General features: G+C 61.8%; 17 protein-coding genes. All 17 read left to right on the top strand.

The genetic code is table 11. The annotated features are described in order from the left end of the window. Positions 1-17: 17 nt before the first annotated feature. The 17 genes from ACRHIG_RS00430 to ACRHIG_RS00350 all read left to right on the top strand — a co-directional run bounded on the left by ACRHIG_RS00430 (position 18) and on the right by ACRHIG_RS00350 (position 16403). Entirely contained in the window at positions 18-656 is a 639-nt protein-coding gene (locus ACRHIG_RS00430; protein ID WP_489629071.1) for a ubiquinone biosynthesis accessory factor UbiJ, read from the top strand. Further along, positions 653-2224, top strand: a complete 1572-nt coding sequence (gene ubiB / locus ACRHIG_RS00425) for a ubiquinone biosynthesis regulatory protein kinase UbiB (protein ID WP_475417126.1) — start codon at positions 653-655, stop codon at positions 2222-2224. The genes ACRHIG_RS00430 and ubiB overlap by 4 nt, the downstream gene beginning before the upstream one ends. A gap of 19 nt (positions 2225-2243) precedes the next feature. Next, entirely contained in the window at positions 2244-2846 is a 603-nt protein-coding gene (locus tag ACRHIG_RS00420; protein ID WP_489629070.1) for a methyltransferase, read from the top strand. Positions 2847-2937: 91 nt separating this feature from the next. Further along, entirely contained in the window at positions 2938-3246 is a 309-nt protein-coding gene (locus tag ACRHIG_RS00415; protein ID WP_436497650.1) for an FmdB family zinc ribbon protein, read from the top strand. A 40-nt stretch (positions 3247-3286) separates the two neighbouring features. After that, the gene (locus tag ACRHIG_RS00410; protein WP_436497648.1) at positions 3287-3928 is read left to right on the top strand and encodes a DUF502 domain-containing protein; all 642 of its coding nucleotides are present in this window, start codon (positions 3287-3289) and stop codon (positions 3926-3928) included. Positions 3929-3997: 69 nt separating this feature from the next. After that, positions 3998-5794, top strand: coding sequence for an aspartate--tRNA ligase (aspS, locus tag ACRHIG_RS00405; protein WP_070221635.1), 1797 nt, complete (start codon positions 3998-4000; stop codon positions 5792-5794). Between the two features lie 84 nt (positions 5795-5878). After that, positions 5879-6343 carry a dihydroneopterin triphosphate diphosphatase gene (nudB, locus tag ACRHIG_RS00400; RefSeq protein ID WP_489629069.1) on the top strand — a complete coding sequence of 155 codons (465 nt, stop codon included), beginning with the start codon at positions 5879-5881 and terminating at the stop codon, positions 6341-6343. 19 nt (positions 6344-6362) lie between these two features. Continuing rightward, the gene (locus ACRHIG_RS00395) at positions 6363-6656 is read left to right on the top strand and encodes a hypothetical protein (protein ID WP_046682130.1); all 294 of its coding nucleotides are present in this window, start codon (positions 6363-6365) and stop codon (positions 6654-6656) included. Between the two features lie 109 nt (positions 6657-6765). After that, the gene (locus ACRHIG_RS00390; RefSeq protein WP_475417129.1) at positions 6766-7017 is read left to right on the top strand and encodes a hypothetical protein; all 252 of its coding nucleotides are present in this window, start codon (positions 6766-6768) and stop codon (positions 7015-7017) included. 98 nt (positions 7018-7115) lie between these two features. Continuing rightward, on the top strand, positions 7116-7937 hold the full coding sequence (locus ACRHIG_RS00385; protein ID WP_489629068.1) for an endonuclease/exonuclease/phosphatase family protein: 822 nt from the start codon (positions 7116-7118) through the stop codon (positions 7935-7937). Positions 7938-7946: 9 nt separating this feature from the next. Further along, complete coding sequence (gene clsB / locus ACRHIG_RS00380) at positions 7947-9110, top strand: cardiolipin synthase ClsB (RefSeq protein WP_475417131.1); 1164 nt, start codon at positions 7947-7949, stop codon at positions 9108-9110. Further along, the gene (locus ACRHIG_RS00375; RefSeq protein WP_489629067.1) at positions 9107-9496 is read left to right on the top strand and encodes an RNA-binding S4 domain-containing protein; all 390 of its coding nucleotides are present in this window, start codon (positions 9107-9109) and stop codon (positions 9494-9496) included. Before clsB ends, ACRHIG_RS00375 begins: the two co-directional genes overlap by 4 nt. Before the next feature lie 255 nt (positions 9497-9751). Continuing rightward, positions 9752-10354, top strand: coding sequence for a TetR/AcrR family transcriptional regulator (locus ACRHIG_RS00370; RefSeq protein WP_086140281.1), 603 nt, complete (start codon positions 9752-9754; stop codon positions 10352-10354). Between the two features lie 78 nt (positions 10355-10432). Next, the gene (locus tag ACRHIG_RS00365) at positions 10433-12223 is read left to right on the top strand and encodes an acyl-CoA dehydrogenase C-terminal domain-containing protein (protein ID WP_489629066.1); all 1791 of its coding nucleotides are present in this window, start codon (positions 10433-10435) and stop codon (positions 12221-12223) included. A gap of 14 nt (positions 12224-12237) precedes the next feature. Then, entirely contained in the window at positions 12238-14637 is a 2400-nt protein-coding gene (locus tag ACRHIG_RS00360; RefSeq protein ID WP_489629065.1) for a 3-hydroxyacyl-CoA dehydrogenase/enoyl-CoA hydratase family protein, read from the top strand. A gap of 62 nt (positions 14638-14699) precedes the next feature. Next, positions 14700-15146: a PaaI family thioesterase gene (locus tag ACRHIG_RS00355; protein ID WP_092802187.1), complete on the top strand. Its 447-nt coding sequence runs from the start codon at positions 14700-14702 to the stop codon at positions 15144-15146. A 60-nt stretch (positions 15147-15206) separates the two neighbouring features. Beyond that, positions 15207-16403, top strand: a complete 1197-nt coding sequence (locus ACRHIG_RS00350; RefSeq protein WP_099378511.1) for an acetyl-CoA C-acyltransferase — start codon at positions 15207-15209, stop codon at positions 16401-16403. The last annotated feature ends 176 nt before the right edge of the window (positions 16404-16579 follow it).

The raw sequence follows: 16579 nt of genomic DNA, 5'->3' as shown, positions 1-16579 counted from the left end.
TGGCGCGCAGGCACACGATGGCACCACTTTCCGATCTCTCCCTGATGACGCCCGTCATCGCGACTATCAACCATTTACTGGCGCAGGAGCCGTGGGCGCGCCAGCAGCTGGCCGTGCACGCCGGCAAGCTGGCCTGCATCGACACGGGCGCCGTGGCCTTGCGCCTGCGCGTCGACAGCGCCGGCATGCTGGAAGCGGCACCGGCGGACGTAGTTGCCAATGTGACCATCCGCGTCAAATTGTCCGATGTGCCGCTGATCCTGCAAAACCGCGAGCGGGCGTTTTCCTACGTCAAGATCGAAGGCGATGCCGAGTTTGCCAATGCGATTTCGCAATTGAGCCAGGGCTTGCGCTGGGAAGCCGAGCACGACCTGGAAAAGATCGTCGGCCCCATGCTGGCCACGCGCCTTGTTGCCGGTGCGAAAGATGCCGCCGCCTTTGTGCGCACGGGCCAGCAAAAGCTGGCGGAAAACGTGGCCGAATATTTTCTCGACGAACAGCCCATGCTGATCCGTCCTGCTACCCTGCAAGAGTATTCCGCTGGCGTGACGCGCGTACGCGATGACGTCGAACGCCTGGCCAAGCGCCTTGCCCGGCTGGAAAAGGCGGCCGCCGCCGTTCAGCCGCAGTCCTCCTCACCGGATTTGTCTACATGATATTGAAATTCCTGCGCCTGTTTAAAATCATCCGTGTTTCCATCAAGTACGGCCTGGATGAGATAGCGATTTCTGGTCTGCAAGTTCCCCGCACCGCCAAATTGATCGACACCCTGATTTTCTGGCGCGACCTGTCGTCGCCACGGGGCTTGCGCCTGCGCCTGGCGCTGGAAGAGCTGGGCCCGATCTTCGTCAAGTTCGGCCAGGTGCTGTCGACCCGGCGCGACCTGATGCCGCCCGATATCGCCGAAGAACTGGCGCGCCTGCAAGACAGGGTACCGCCCTTCGATTCCGACCTGGCCATCGCGCAAATCACCAAGTCGCTCGGTGCGCACCCGGATCAATTGTTTGCCAGCTTCGAGCGCGAACCGGTGGCGTCCGCCTCGATTGCCCAGGTGCACTTCGCCACCCTCAAAGATGGCCGCGCGGTGGCCGTGAAGGTCTTGCGTCCAGGCATGAAAAAGCTGATCGACGAAGACGTGGCCCTGATGCACATCGCCGCCGACTGGATCAGCCGCCTGTGGGCCGACAGCAAACGCCTGAAACCGAAAGAGGTGGTGGGCGAGTTCGACAAATACCTGCACGACGAACTGGACCTGATGCGCGAGGCGGCCAACGCCAGCCAGCTGCGCCGCAATTTCGCCAACTCGGACTTGCTGCTGGTGCCGGAAATGCACTGGGATTACTGTTCCAGCAGCGTCATTGTCATGGAGCGCATGGTTGGTATTCCCGTGTCGCAGACGGACCGCCTGGTGGCGGCCGGCGTGGATTTGCGCAAGCTCTCCAGCGATGGCGTGGAAATTTTCTTCACGCAAGTGTTCCGCGACGGCTTTTTCCATGCAGATATGCACCCGGGTAATATTCTCGTATCGATCGCGCCCGACTCGTTCGGCCGCTACATCGCGCTCGACTTCGGCATCGTGGGTACCTTGAACGACTACGACAAGGATTATCTGTCGCAAAACTTCCTCGCCTTCTTCCGCCGCGACTACAAGCGCGTGGCCGAGGCGCACATCGAATCGGGCTGGGCGCCGAAAGACACGCGCGTCGATGAACTGGAAGCGGCCGTGCGCGCCTGCTGCGAGCCGATCTTCGACCGTCCGCTGAAAGATATTTCTTTTGGGCAAGTGTTGCTGCGGCTGTTCCAGACCTCGCGCCGCTTCAACGTGGAAGTGCAGCCGCAACTGGTGCTGCTGCAAAAGACCCTGCTCAATATCGAAGGCCTGGGCCGCCAGCTGGACCCGGAACTGGACCTGTGGCAAACGGCCAAGCCCTACCTGGAAAAATGGATGAGCAACCAGGTGGGGCCGCAAGGCTTCATGGAGCGTTTGCGCGCCGAGGCGCCCCGTTACGCGCACATCTTCCCGCAACTGCCGCGCTTGTTGCACCAGGCCTTGACCGTGCATGGCGAACCGCGTGAAAACGACGTGGAATTGATGAAAACCTTGCTGGCGGAACAACGCCAGACGAACCGCTTGCTGAGCTTTATCGTGTACTTTGTCGGCGCCTTCGCCCTCGGCGCGCTGGGCTTGCAAGTGTTCATGCGCTGGCATCAACTGCCGTTTTAACTGGATCAGGACGTAAGTGATGGCTGACTTCCACAACCGCGACCCGCTCTCGCCCGCCTTCTGGGACGAGCGTTTCGAGAAGCAATTCACGCCCTGGGACCATGGCGGCGTGCCGTCCCGCCTGCGCAGCTTCGTGGCCGGCAGTCCGGCGCCGCTGCGCTGCCTGATTCCCGGCTGCGGCTCCGCGTATGAACTGGTTTTCATGCTCGATCACGGCTGGGATGCCACGGCCATCGACTTTGCGCCGGCCGCCGTGGCCGCCGCGCGCGTACAGCTGGGCGAGCGGGCAGGGCATGTCGTGGAAGCGGATTTCTTTGCCTGGCAGCCAGCCGCGCCCTTGGACCTGATCTATGAACGGGCGTTTCTGTGCGCCATGCCGCGCGCCATGTGGCCGCAAGTGGCGGCCCGCTGGGCGCAGTTGCTGGCGCCGGGCGCCATGCTGGCAGGCTACTTTTTCTTTGACGATAATGCCAAGGGGCCGCCATTTGGTATTTCACGTGAGAAACTACAGGAATTGCTGGCGCCGCATTTCGACTGCCTGGCCGACGAAGCCGTGGACGATTCCATCGCCGTCTTCGCGGGCAAGGAGCGCTGGATGAGCTGGCGCCGCCGGGCGGACTGAGCCTGACAGGCCGAGCGGGCGGGCATTTTCCGCTGGGAATGGCGGAAAAGCTTTATAATTCAGGGTTTTTGATGATTTTCTCGGAGTAGAGATGCCGATTTACGCTTACCGTTGTGACGAGTGTGGTTTTGCCAAGGATGTCTTGCAAAAGATCTCCGATCCAGTACTGACGGTGTGCCTGTCGTGCGGCAAGCCCAGTTTCAAGAAACAATTGACGGCCGCCGGTTTCCAATTGAAGGGCACTGGCTGGTACGCGACCGATTTCCGCGGCGGCACGGCGCCCACCACGGCCATTCCGACGGGCCCGGCCGATAACGCCAAGCCCGCCCCGGCCGCCGAGGGCGCGCCTGCCGCTGCGCCTGCGCCCGCCCCGGCTGCCGCTGCGCCGAAAGCGGACTGAAAAGCGCGCCGCGCCGATACGATCCATTACCGAGAAACCGATGCGTAAATACTTTATTACCGGATTACTGATTTTGGTGCCCCTGGCCATTACGGCCTGGGTGCTGAATCTGGTGATCAGCACGATGGACCAGTCGCTGTTGCTGGTGCCCGGCAGTACGCAGCCCAGCGTCTGGTTCGGCCACAATGTTCCCGCACTGAGCACCATTCCCGGCCTGGGCACGGTATTGACGGTGCTGATCGTGTTCTTCACGGGCTTGCTGACGAATAACCTGGTCGGCAATTACGTGGTGAAACTGTGGGAAAAATTGCTGCAACGCATACCCATCGTCAATTCCCTGTACTCGAGCGTCAAGCAAGTGTCCGATACCCTGTTTTCCCCGTCGGGCAATGCCTTCCGCAAGGCCGTGCTGGTACCGTATCCGCACCAGAACTCCTGGACCATCGCTTTCCTGACGGGCGTGCCGGGCGGCGATGCGGCGAACCACCTGGTGGGCGACTATGTCAGCGTGTACGTGCCGACGACGCCGAACCCGACCTCAGGCTTTTTCCTGATGATGAAGCGCAGCGATGTCGTCGAACTCGACATGAGCGTCGATGCGGCGCTCAAATATATCGTCTCGATGGGCGTGGTGGCGCCTGCGGAAGTTGTTGCTGTACCGGCCCCGGCAGCCAAAGAATAAAGGCAGGCGTCCCATGCGGGACGTGGCCGGATTGAACACTCACTAACCTGAACTGAGAATTTTATGTCTATGCGTACTGAATACTGCGGCCTCGTTACCGAAGCCATGCTGGGACAAACCGTCAGCCTGTGCGGCTGGGTACATCGCCGCCGCGACCACGGCAGCCTGATTTTCATCGACTTGCGCGACCGTGAAGGCCTGGTGCAAATCGTCTGCAACCCGGAACAAGCGGAGATGTTCAAGGTCGCCGAAGCCGTGCGCAACGAATTCTGCCTGCGCGTGACGGGCGTCGTGACCAACCGTATCGAAGGCACGATCAACAACAACCTGAAGTCGGGCAAGATCGAAGTGGTCTGCTCGGAGCTGGAAGTGCTGAACCCTTCCGTGCCCGTGCCGTTCCAGCTGGACGACGACAACCTGTCGGAAACGACGCGCCTGACGCACCGCGTGCTGGACCTGCGCCGCCCGCAAATGCAGAACAACCTGCGCCTGCGCTACAAGGTGACGATGGAAGTGCGCAAGTACCTCGACGCGCTGGGCTTCATCGACATCGAAACGCCGATGCTGACCAAGTCCACGCCAGAAGGCGCGCGCGATTACCTGGTGCCGTCGCGCGTGAACGCGGGCAGCTTCTTCGCCTTGCCGCAATCGCCACAGTTGTTCAAGCAACTGTTGATGGTCGCTAACTTCGACCGTTACTACCAGATCACCAAGTGCTTCCGCGACGAAGACTTGCGCGCCGACCGCCAGCCTGAATTCACGCAGATCGATTGCGAAACCTCGTTCCTGACGGAACAGGAAATCCGCGATCTGTTCGAAGACATGATCCGCGTCGTCTTCAAGAACACCCTGAACATCGATCTGCCGAACCCGTTCCCGGTGATGGATTTCGCCGAAGCGATGGGCCTGTACGGTTCCGACAAGCCGGACATGCGCGTCAAGCTGGCCTTCACGGACTTGACCGAAGTCATGAAGTCGGTCGAGTTCAAGGTCTTCAACGGCGCCGCCAACATGAAAGGCGGCCGTGTGGTGGCCCTGCGCGTACCGCAAGGCGGCAGCATGCCCCGTTCGGAAATCGATGCCTACACGCAATTCGTCGCCATCTACGGCGCCAAGGGCCTCGCTTACATCAAGGTCAACGAGAAAGCCAAGGGTCCTGAAGGTCTGCAGTCGCCGATCGTCAAGTTCCTGCCTGCCGACGTGCTGGCCACGATCCTCGAGCAGACGGGCGCGCAAGACGGCGACCTGATCTTCTTCGGCGCCGACAAGGCGAAAGTCGTCAACGACGCCATCGGCGCGCTGCGCGTGAAGATCGGTCACAGCGAGTTCGGCAAGAAAGCCGGCCTGTTCGAAGACGTGTGGAAGCCATTGTGGGTGGTCGACTTCCCGATGTTCGAGCACGACGAAGAAGCGGACCGCTGGACGGCGACCCACCATCCATTCACGGCACCGAAAGACGGCCATGAAGACATGCTGGAAAGCGATCCGGGCGCCTGCATCGCCAAGGCCTACGACATGGTCTTGAACGGCTGGGAACTGGGCGGCGGTTCGATCCGTATCCACCGCGAAGAAGTGCAGTCGAAAGTGTTCCGCGCGTTGAAGATCGACGCCGAAGAAGCGCAGCTGAAGTTCGGCTTCCTGCTCGACGCCCTGCAATACGGCGCGCCACCGCATGGCGGCCTGGCATTCGGCCTGGACCGTATCGTGACCATGATGACGGGTTCCGAATCGATCCGCGACGTGATCGCCTTCCCGAAAACCCAGCGCGCGCAAGACTTGCTGACCCATGCGCCGTCGGAAGTGGACGAGAAGCAATTGCGTGAACTGCACATCCGTTTGCGCAGCGCCGAGCCTAAAGTAGTGTAATGAAGCATGCGGCTGCCCAGGTGGCCGCTGTTTGATCCACTATGCAAAAAAAGGCGCTGTTGTGGCGCCTTTTTCATTGTTGATATGACTCATAAAATCCCTGTTTCCGTGCTGGTCGTCATTCATACGGCTGACCTTGACGTCTTGCTGATCGAACGCGCGGGCCAGCCCGGCTTCTGGCAATCGGTGACGGGTTCCGTCGATGCCGTCGACGAACCGCTGCTGCAGACGGCCGCGCGCGAACTGTGCGAGGAAACCGGCATCGTTGCCGACGGGCGCGATATCGTGCTGCGCGACTGGAACTTGTCGAATGTGTACGAGATCTATCCGATCTGGCGCCACCGCTATGCGCCCGGCGTGACGCGCAACACGGAACACGTGTTCAGCGTGCAAGTGCCGCGCGACGTCGCCATCACGCTGAGCCCCCGCGAACACCTGCAATACGCGTGGCTGCCCTACCTGGCGGCGGCCGACCGCTGTTTCTCGTCATCTAACGCGGAAGCGATTCTGCAATTGCCGGCCATGACGGGCCTGGCGCGCCCCACCTGATTTTTTTAGAAAGCAAGCCATGTTGAACTGGTTACATTTGACTGCACAGCAAAAACTGCTGGGCACCCTGGGCATCGTTTTTTGCCTGTGCTTTATCTTCCTGCTGTTTAGCTCCACCGTACCCGGCCGCACGCCACCCATCGGCATGCCGCTGATGGCGATCGGCTGGCTGCTGCATCCGGGTGCGTTTGCCAAGGGCAAGCGCACGGTGGCCTGGCGCGGCGCGCCCTTGCTGGTCAAGATCGTCTGGGCGGCCGGCATTACCGCGCTGATCGTCAGCGTGACGGCGGGCGTGGGACGCATGCTGGCTTGACAGATCGCAAGCCATCGTCCGTGATGTTACTATCTAGTTAATGATGTCACGTGTGGACGAAAGGTTTGTTGATATGCTCAATTGGACTCGACTTTCTTTATCGAAGCGCATGCTGGGGGCGCTATTTCTGTCGTGGGTCTTTGTTGCCCTGTCTGCCGTATGCTTCCCCGACCATCCGCCTGCCACCTTGCCGCAGGCGGGCTTGCCTTTGCTGATGCTGGGCTTTCTCTTGCATCCGCGCCTGTTTGCGGGTGGACGGGGCGCCTTCAGCTGGAGCAGCGCACCCATCGCGGTCAGGGTGTTGTGGCTTGTCGGCATCCTCGTTGGCAGCATCAGCGCCCTCGATAGTTTTCTGGCCTGAGCGTGGCAAGCCTTGGCCGCCGGAAAAAGTCTGCATTAGGTGCGCACGCGCACCTACGCAGGCGCCGCGCGGGGCCCGTCTGGGAGTAGAATCCATGCATGAAAATCCGCGTAGCAACTTATAATATCCACAAGGGCGTCTCTTCCGTGCGGGGCTTGCCCAGAGTCCACGCATTGAAGCAGGCGATCGCCCTGTTCCATGCCGATGTCGTGTTCCTGCAAGAGGTGCAAGGCAAGCACGACCGCAATGCGGCCCGCTTTGGCGCCGAGAAAAACGGCCACAAGCATTGGCCGGAAGCGTCGCAGCACGAGTTCTTTGCCGGCGCCGAGCACCATTCCGCCTACGGCATGAATGCCGTGTACGACCATGGCCACCATGGCAACGCCTTGCTGAGCAAGTTCCCCATCGCCTCGCAAACCAACCACGACGTGTCCGACCATGCCTACGAGCAGCGCGGCATCCTGCATTGCGTGCTCAAGACGCCGCAGGCCGAGGTGCACTGCTACGTGGTCCATCTGGGCCTGTTCGAGTCGGGACGGGGCCGGCAGACGCAGGCGCTGATCGACGCCGTCATGGAATCGGCGCCGAACGGCGAACCCGTCATCATCGCGGGCGACTTCAATGACTGGCGCAATACGCTCAGCGACAAGCTGCGCAATGCGCTGGGCGTGGTGGAAGTGTTCGACCAGCGGGCGTCGAACTCGGCCCTGGGCGACCTCGTGCGCACCCTGGCGCGGCGGCAGACGAAAACGCCGACACCCGTGCCGGCGCGCACCTTTCCCGCCGCCTTGCCGTGGTTCCGCCTGGATCGCATCTATGTGCGCGGTTTCCACGTGGAAGGCGCGCAAGTGATGCATGGCACCCTGTGGGCGAAATTGTCGGACCACGCGCCGATAGTTGCTGCTTTGAAACTCGCGTAGACTGCCGGCATGCGCACAGTCAACTTCATCGCCCACAACGACATCCAGCTGCTGTATTGCGGCACCGATTACTTTCCTGCCCTGATTGCGGCCATCGATGGCGCGCGCTCGGAAGTGTATTTCGAGACGTATATCTTTGCCGACGACGCCACGGGCACCCTGGTGCTCGACGCGCTGAAGCGGGCGGCCGCGCGCGGCGTGCTGGTGTGCATGATCACGGACTGGTTCGGCACGGGCAACCGCCGGGTCAATGCCATGCATGCGCAGCTGGAAGCGGCCGGCGTGCACCACCGTATCTTCAACCCGTGGTTCCGGCGCGGCATCACGCGCACGCACCGCAAGATCTGCGTGGCCGATGGCGAGATCGCCCTGGTGGGCGGCATCAATATCAACGACGACATGTTTTGCGACTACGACCACAACATCAGCCTGGAAGCGCCGCGCTGGGATTTCGCCGTGCAGGTCAAGGGCCCGCTGGTGGACGCCATCCATGAAGAGGTGCAGGCGCAGTGGGCGCGTCTGGGCAAGATGAACCTGGTGCGGCGTATCAAGCTGTACCGCAAGATGCGCGTCGTCAGCAAGGAGCTGGCGAAGAACCCTGTCGTGGCCGGCTTTGTCGTGCGCGACAACCTGCGCAACCGCCGCACCATCCAGCGCGCCTACCTGCAGGCGCTGGGCCAGGCGAGGAAAAGCGTGATGCTGGCCAATCCGTATTTCGCGCCCGGGCACAAGCTGCGCCACGCCCTGGCCCAGGCGGCCCAGCGGGGCGTCGACGTGGTGTTGCTGATCGGCGTGGGCGAATTCCGCATGCAGGATGCCGTGGCGCACTCGTTTTATCCGAAGCTGCTGGCCGCCGGCGTGAAAATCGTCGAATACCGCAAGACGCAGCTGCACGCCAAGGTGGCCGTCGTCGACGATGACTGGGCGACGGTGGGGTCGAGCAATATTGACGCGCTGAGCCTGTTTTTGAACCAGGAAGCGAACGTGGTGATCAAGGACGTGGCCTTCGCACAAAGCCTGCGCCAGCACATCGAGCAGGGCGTGGCCGACGGCATCGTGATCCACCAGGACGATTTCAAGCACATCGGCCGCTTCCGGCGCATCGGCTACGAAGCCGCGTTCCTCGCGTACCGGCTGGTGATGCGCATTTTTTCAGTAGGCAAGTATGCATGAGTGATATGACAACGGTCAGGCTGGACAAATGGCTGTGGGCGGCGCGCTTCTTCAAGACGCGCTCGCTGGCCAGCGAAGCGGTCGACACGGGCAAGGTCAAGGTGGGCGGCGAGCGCGTGAAACCGGCGCGCAGTCTGCGCGTGGGCGACGAGCTGGCCATCGACAATGGCGCGGAAACGTGGGAAGTGGCCGTGCTGGGCCTGTCCGACAAGCGCGGCGCGGCAAGCGTGGCGCGCCTGCTGTACGGCGAAACGCCGGCCAGCATCGCCCGCCGCGAGCAGTTGGCCGAGGAGCGCAAGCTGTTCCGTGAGCCGGGCAGCACCATCAAGGGGCGGCCGACCAAGCGCGACCGCCGTCAACTGAGCAAGGCAGGCGGCCTCGACTGAGGCGTGCTTGTTGCTGCAAGGCAAAGGCGCGGGGCGCTTTTGCCGCCTTAAACCGATCCAAACACGCGGCCAAAAAATGCTGCGCTGCACCAATAGAACGCCGGCTCTAAAGTTCCCGTTTGACTTTTACGTGGTAGTGGATAATAGTACGAGCGTTCGGATTTTTTCGAGGCGTGCTTTTTTACCCTCGCTTCAGTCCGCCAAATCGGCAACATCATTTTTAGAACGGACATCTTGAATACTTCAGTCAAATTCATGCGCAAGGGCGAACTGACCCGTGCAGCCATCCTCGACGTGGCGCTGGACCTGTCCAGCCGCGACGGCCTGGAAGGCCTGACCATTGGGCTGCTTGCGGACAAAATGAACATGAGCAAGTCGGGCGTGTTTGCCCACTTCGGCTCGCGCGAAGACTTGCAGATGGAAGTGCTGAAGCTCTACCACTATCGTTTCGAGCAAGAAGTCTTTTTTCCAAGCATGAAAGAGCCGCGCGGCATCCAGCGCCTGCAATCGATGTTTGCGCGCTGGGTCAAGCGGGTCAGCGTGGAAATCGCTTCCGGCTGCATCTATATCAGCGGCGCCGTCGAGTATGACGACCGTCCCGGTCCCATCCGCGAGGCCCTGGTGGCCATGGTGCGGGCCTGGCAGGGCGCGCTGCTGCGCTGTGTCGAGCAATCGATCGCCACGGGCGACCTGAAAGCGGACACGGACGCCCAGCAGCTGGTGTACGAGATGTATGGCCTGATCCTGGCCCTGCATCACGACGCGCGCTTCCTGCGCGTGCCGGGCAGCATCGAACGGGCGCAAGCGGGCTTTATCCGCCTGCTGGCGTCGTACCAGAATTGCGTCACAAGCAAATAAGCCGTCAGGCAGTATCCGCAACAAACGCACACGCACTACAAGTACAACACTTTAGCTAATCGCCTTCAGGAGAAAATTATGGGTCAATACGTCGCGCCAATCCGGGATATGCAATTCGTCCTGCATGAGTTCCTGCAAGTGGAAGAAGAACTGAAGCAAATGCCGTCGTACGCCGACGTCGACGCCGACATCATCAACCAGGTGCTGGAAGAGGGCGGTAAATTCACCTCCGAAGTATTGTTCCCGCTGAACCACTCCGGCGACCGTGAAGGCTGCCACCACGACCCCGTCACGAAAAGCGTGACCACGCCGAAAGGTTTCAAGGAAGCCTACAAGCAGTACGTCGAAGGCGGCTGGGCTGCCTTGGCTTGCGATCCGGAATACGGCGGCCAGGGCTTGCCTGTCGTGCTGAACAATTCGTTCTATGAAATGCTGAACTCGTCTAACCAGGCCTGGTCCATGTACCCTGGCCTGTCGCACGGCGCCTACGAGTGCCTGAAGGAACACGGCACCGACCACCAGAAGGAAGTCTACCTGCCGAAGCTGGTGTCGGGCGAATGGACGGGCACCATGTGCCTGACCGAACCGCACTGCGGCACCGACCTGGGCCTGTTGCGCTCGAAAGCGCTGCCTGAGGCGGACGGTTCCTGGACCATCACCGGCAACAAGATCTTCATCTCGGCCGGCGAGCACGACATGGCGGAAAACATCCTGCACCTGGTGCTGGCCCGCGTGCCGGACGCACCGGAAGGCTCGAAAGGCATTTCGCTGTTCCTGGTGCCGAAATTCCTGCCGAACGCGGATGGCACGGTCGGCGAGCGCAACCCGATCACCTGCGGCGCCATCGAAGAAAAGATGGGCATCCACGGCAACTCGACCTGCCAGATGAACCTGGACGGCGCGAAAGGCTGGATCATCGGCCAGCCGAACAAGGGCCTCAACGCCATGTTCGTCTTCATGAACGCGGCCCGCCTGGGCGTGGGCATGCAGTCGCTGGGCCTGACGGAAATCGCCTACCAGAACGCGCTGATCTATGCCAAGGACCGCACGCAAATGCGTTCGCTGTCCGGCATCAAGAACCCGGAACTGCCGGCCGACCGCATCATCGTGCACCCTGACGTGCGCCGCATGCTGTTGACGGGCAAAGCCTACGCCGAAGGCGCGCGCGCCTTCACTTCGTACGTGGCGCTGCAGATCGACCGCGAACTGCACCACCCGGACGCCGACGTGCGCAAGGACGCTGCCGACGAAGTGGCGCTGCTGACGCCCGTCATCAAGGCATTCATCACCGATAACGCCTGGATCGCCACCTCGGACGCGATGCAAGTGTTCGGCGGCCACGGCTACATCTCGGAGTGGGGCATGGAGCAGTATGTGCGCGACGCGCGCATCAACATGATCTACGAAGGCACGAACACGATCCAGTCGCTGGACCTGTTGGGCCGCAAGATCCTGGGCGACAACGGCGCCAAGCTGCGCAAGTTCGGCGAAAAGATCAAGGCCTTCGTCGAAGACAATGGCACCGATGAGGCGATGAGCGAATTCGTCACCCCACTGGGCGACCTGGGCGACAAAGTCACCAAGCTGACCATGGAAATCGGCATGAAGGCCTTCCAGAATCCGGACGAAGTGGGCGCGGCCTGCGTGCCTTACCTGCGCGTCGTCGGCCACATGATCTACAGCTATCTGTTCGCGCAGATGGCCAAGATCGCCCTCGAAAAAGAATCCAGCGGCGACAAGTTCTACACCGCCAAACTGGCTACCGCACGTTTCTACTTCGCCCGCTTGCAGCCCGAAACGGCAACCCTGATCCGTCAGGCGCGTTCCGGTTCGGCCAACCTGATGGCACTCGACGCAGACCTGTTCTAAGACTTGAGGAAAATATGACCAATTTCATCGTTAAAAAAGTAGCCGTCCTCGGCGCCGGCGTGATGGGCGCGCAGATCGCCGCCCACTGCATCAACGCGAAAGTGCCGGTCGTGCTGTTCGACCTGCCCGCAAAGGAAGGCCCGAAGAATGGCATCGTGCTGCGCGCCATCGAGAACCTGAAGAAGCTGTCGCCTGCGCCGTTGGGCAACAAGGATGACGCCGCGCTGATCCAGGTAGCCAACTACGAAGACAACCTGGACCTGCTGGCCGGTTGCGACCTGATCATCGAAGCCATCGCCGAGCGCATGGACTGGAAACACGACCTGTACCAGAAGGTGGCCCCGCACATCGGCCCGAACGCGATCTTCGCCTCGAACACCTCGGGCCTGTCGATCACCAAGCTGGCCGAAGGCTTCGACGCCGACCTGAAATCGCGCTACTGCGGCGTGCACTTCTTCAACCCGCCGCGCTATATGCACCTGGTCGAGATCATCCCGACCGCGTTCACCAAGCCAGAAATCGCCGACCAGCTGGAAGGCTTCCTGACCACCACCCTGGGCAAGGGCGTGGTCCGCGCCAAGGATACGCCGAACTTCATCGCCAACCGCGTGGGCGTGTTCGGCATCCTGGCCATCGTGCATGAAGCGGAAAAATTCGGCCTGTCCGTGGACGTTGTCGATGACCTGACCGGCGCCAAGCTGGGCCGCGCCAAGTCGGGTACCTTCCGCACGGCGGACGTGGTCGGCCTGGATACCATGGGCCATGTGATCAAGACCATGCAGGACTACCTGCCGAACGATCCGTTCGCCGCCGTCTACAAGACGCCGGCCGTGCTGGCGCAGCTGGTGGAAAAAGGCGCGCTGGGCCAGAAGAGCGGCGCGGGCTTCTACAAGAAGGTCGGCAAGGAAATCCAACGCCTGGACTTCGCCACCGGTGAATACGTCGCTGGCGGCGCCAAGGCGGCCGACATCATCGCCCGCATCCTGAAGGAAAAGGATCCGGTCAAGAAGATGAAGGCGCTGCGCGAATCGACGAATCCGCAAGGCCAGTTCCTGTGGGCGATCTTCCGCGACGCCTTCCACTACATCGCCATCCATCTGGACACCGTGGCCGACAATGCGCGCGACATCGACTTCGCCATGCGTTGGGGCTTCGGCTGGAACGTGGGTCCGTTTGAAACGTGGCAGGCATCGAACTGGCTGCAAGTGGCCAACTGGGTCAAGGAAGACATCGACGCCGGCCACGCGCTGTGCAACGCGCCTTTGCCTGCCTGGGTATTCGAAGGCCCGGTCGCTGAAAAAGGCGGCGTGCACACGCCGGAAGGTTCGTATTCCGCCGTGTCGAACAGCTTCGTGCCACGCTCTAACCTGTCCGTCTACGACCGCCAGCAGTTCCGCGCGCCCGTGCTGGGCAGCGGCGCCATCGACGGCAAGACCGCCGGCACCACCGTCTTCGAAGACGAATCCGTGCGCGTCTGGCATACGGGCGACGATGTGCTGATCATCTCGTTCAAGACCAAGATGCACGTGATCGGCGAAGGCGTGATCAACGGCCTGAAACTGGCATTGGCCGAAGCGGAGAAAAACTTCAAGGGCCTGGTGATCTGGCACGCCGACGCGGCCGAAGGCGGCGCCTTCTCGGCCGGCGCCGACCTGCAATCGGCCCTGCCGGCCTTCATGCAAGGCGGCGTGAAAGCCGTCGATCCGATCATCGCCGAACTGCAGAACACCTTCATGTCGCTGAAATACGCGAACGTGCCGGTGATCGCCGCGGTCGCCGGCCTGGCACTGGGCGGCGGTTGCGAGCTGGCCCTGCACGCATCGAAGCGCGTGGCCTCGATCGAGTCGTATATCGGCCTGGTGGAAGTGGGCGTGGGCCTGATTCCAGCCGGCGGCGGCTTGAAGGAAGCGGCGCAGCGCGCCTACAAGGAAGCCAAGGGCAACGATATCCTGCAATTCCTGAAAACGGGCTTCACCAATGCGGCCACCGCCAACGTGTCGAAATCGGCGCTGGAAGCGAAAAAAATGGGCTACCTGAAGGAAGACGACGTGATCGTGTTCAACGCCTACGAGCTGCTGCACGTGGCCAAGGTCGAAGCGCGCGCCATGTTCGACGCGGGCTTCCGTCCGCAACTGCCTTCGCTGATCCAGGTGACGGGCCGTTACGGCTGGGGCACCATCAAGGCGCAGCTGGTCAACATGCGCGACGGCGGCTTCATTTCGGCGCACGATTTCAAGCTGGGCGAGATGATCGCCGAGATCGTATCGGGCGGCGACGTGGACCAGGGCAGTTTCGTCAGCGAACAGTGGCTGCTGGATATGGAACGCAAGGCATTCCTGGAGCTGTTGAACCATCCGAAAACCCAGGAACGGATCATGGGCATGATGCAGACCGGTAAGCCGGTACGCAACTAAGCACAACGTCGATGACGATCCTGTCCCTTGTTTTTAAAGTACTGCTGCGCGTGAGGCCAAGCATGGTGTATGACCGTATCAAACAGCAGATGATGGACACCTTGCCCTTCGTGCGGCTGCTGGGGATCAGCATCGACGAGATCGGCGCCGGCACCTCGAAGGTGTCGCTGCCGGACGATCCCAAACTGCATAATCACCTGGGCACGCAGCATGCGGGCGCCTTGTTTACCCTGGCCGAAACGGCTTCCGGCGCGGCCATGGCTGGCGGCTTCGCCGAGCTGATACTGGGCTTGCGCCCGGTGGCCAAGGAGTCGCGCATTCAGTACCAGAAGGTGGCCCGGGGCGCGACGCGCGCCGAAGGCAGGGTACCAGGCGACCTGGCTGCCTTGAAGGCGCAGCTGGCGCAGGACGGCAAGGTGGCGTTTCCCGTGGCAGTCGATATTTTCGATGCCGAAGGCACGCTGGCGGCACAGGTGACGGTGGACTGGTATCTGTCGCAGAAGCGATAGACCGCCACCCAGGACATTCGACAGAACACGAACCTCGTTCAACATCTTTGAAAGAACAAAATGAGCAAACAACTTCAAGACGCGTACATCGTCTCTGCAACCCGCACCCCGATCGGCAAGGCGCCGCGCGGCATGTTCAGAAACACCCGCCCGGACGACCTGCTGGTGCGCGTGCTGCAATCGGCCCTGGCGCAAGCGCCTGGCCTGGACCCGGCATTGATCACCGACGCCATCATCGGCTGCTCGTTCCCGGAAGCGGAGCAGGGCTTCAATATCGCGCGTAACTCGGTGCTGCTGGCCGGCTTGCCGAAAACCGTCGGTGGCGTCACTGTCAACCGCTACTGCGCCTCGGGCATCACGGCCATCGCCATGGCGGCCGACCGCATCCGCGTGGGCGAAGCCGACGTCATGATCGCCGGCGGCATCGAGTCGATGTCGATGGTGCCGATGATGGGCCACCATCCATCAATGAACCTGGACATGTTCAGCGACGAGAACATCGGCATGGCCTACGGCATGGGCCTGACGGCCGAGAAAGTGGCGCAGCAATGGAAAGTGTCGCGCGAACAGCAGGACGCGTTCTCCGTCGAATCGCACCGCCGCGCCATCGCCGCGCAGCAAGCCGGTTTCTTCAAGGCGGAAACGACACCCGTGGAAATCATCACGCGCACGCCGAACCTGGCCACCGGCCAGGTGGACGTATCGCGCCGCACCGTCGACACCGACGAAGGCGCGCGCGCCGATTCGTCGATGGAGTCGCTGGCAAAACTGAAGCCCGTGTTCGCCGCCAAGGGCAGCGTCACGGCCGCCAACAGCTCGCAGATGTCCGACGGCGCCGGCGCGCTGCTGATCGTCAGCGAAAAAATCCTGCGTGAGCATAACCTGACCCCGCTGGCGAAATTCTCCTCGTTCGCCGTGCGCGGCGTGCCGCCGGAAATCATGGGCATCGGTCCGAAATTCGCCATTCCAGCCGCCTGCGCCGCCGCCGGCATCACGCAAGACCAGCTGGACTGGATCGAGCTGAACGAAGCGTTTGCCGCACAGGCATTGGCCGTGATCGGCGACCTGGGCCTGGACCCATCGAAGGTCAACCCGATGGGCGGCGCGATCGCCCTGGGCCACCCGCTGGGCGCCACCGGTGCCATCCGCGCCGCCACCGTGATCCACGCGCTGCAGCGCACCAAGCAGAAGTACGGCATGGTGACGATGTGCGTGGGCGCCGGCATGGGTGCAGCAGGCATCTTCGAGCGCGTCTGATGACACCTGGCATAAGCTACTGCGCGTTGCGATTCGCGGCCTGCGATGCTCACTGTGCCTTCGCACAGTTGCGCGTCCCGGCCACAACTCGCTGCCGCTCGCTACGCTTCTGCCAGGCGTCGTGACGTCAGTGGTCAGATAAGATTAGTCAAAACTTGGGCGCTGGGGATACCTCG

The sequence above is a fragment of the Janthinobacterium sp. C22 genome, from assembly GCF_057919405.1.
This window is presented reverse-complemented; position numbering and strand designations above follow the sequence as displayed.

Coding starts and splice junctions, on each gene's coding strand:
- ACRHIG_RS00360 (WP_489629065.1), top strand. CDS start 12,238: ATGACCAATTTCATCGTTAAAAAAGTAGCCGTCCTCGGCGCCGGCGTG.
- ACRHIG_RS00390 (WP_475417129.1), top strand. CDS start 6,766: ATGCTGGGGGCGCTATTTCTGTCGTGGGTCTTTGTTGCCCTGTCTGCC.
- ACRHIG_RS00420 (WP_489629070.1), top strand. CDS start 2,244: ATGGCTGACTTCCACAACCGCGACCCGCTCTCGCCCGCCTTCTGGGAC.
- ACRHIG_RS00415 (WP_436497650.1), top strand. CDS start 2,938: ATGCCGATTTACGCTTACCGTTGTGACGAGTGTGGTTTTGCCAAGGAT.
- ACRHIG_RS00430 (WP_489629071.1), top strand. CDS start 18: ATGGCACCACTTTCCGATCTCTCCCTGATGACGCCCGTCATCGCGACT.
- ACRHIG_RS00370 (WP_086140281.1), top strand. CDS start 9,752: ATGCGCAAGGGCGAACTGACCCGTGCAGCCATCCTCGACGTGGCGCTG.
- ACRHIG_RS00395 (WP_046682130.1), top strand. CDS start 6,363: ATGTTGAACTGGTTACATTTGACTGCACAGCAAAAACTGCTGGGCACC.
- ACRHIG_RS00410 (WP_436497648.1), top strand. CDS start 3,287: ATGCGTAAATACTTTATTACCGGATTACTGATTTTGGTGCCCCTGGCC.
- aspS (WP_070221635.1), top strand. CDS start 3,998: ATGCGTACTGAATACTGCGGCCTCGTTACCGAAGCCATGCTGGGACAA.
- ACRHIG_RS00385 (WP_489629068.1), top strand. CDS start 7,116: ATGAAAATCCGCGTAGCAACTTATAATATCCACAAGGGCGTCTCTTCC.
- clsB (WP_475417131.1), top strand. CDS start 7,947: ATGCGCACAGTCAACTTCATCGCCCACAACGACATCCAGCTGCTGTAT.
- ACRHIG_RS00365 (WP_489629066.1), top strand. CDS start 10,433: ATGGGTCAATACGTCGCGCCAATCCGGGATATGCAATTCGTCCTGCAT.
- ACRHIG_RS00350 (WP_099378511.1), top strand. CDS start 15,207: ATGAGCAAACAACTTCAAGACGCGTACATCGTCTCTGCAACCCGCACC.
- ubiB (WP_475417126.1), top strand. CDS start 653: ATGATATTGAAATTCCTGCGCCTGTTTAAAATCATCCGTGTTTCCATC.
- ACRHIG_RS00375 (WP_489629067.1), top strand. CDS start 9,107: ATGAGTGATATGACAACGGTCAGGCTGGACAAATGGCTGTGGGCGGCG.
- nudB (WP_489629069.1), top strand. CDS start 5,879: ATGACTCATAAAATCCCTGTTTCCGTGCTGGTCGTCATTCATACGGCT.
- ACRHIG_RS00355 (WP_092802187.1), top strand. CDS start 14,700: ATGGTGTATGACCGTATCAAACAGCAGATGATGGACACCTTGCCCTTC.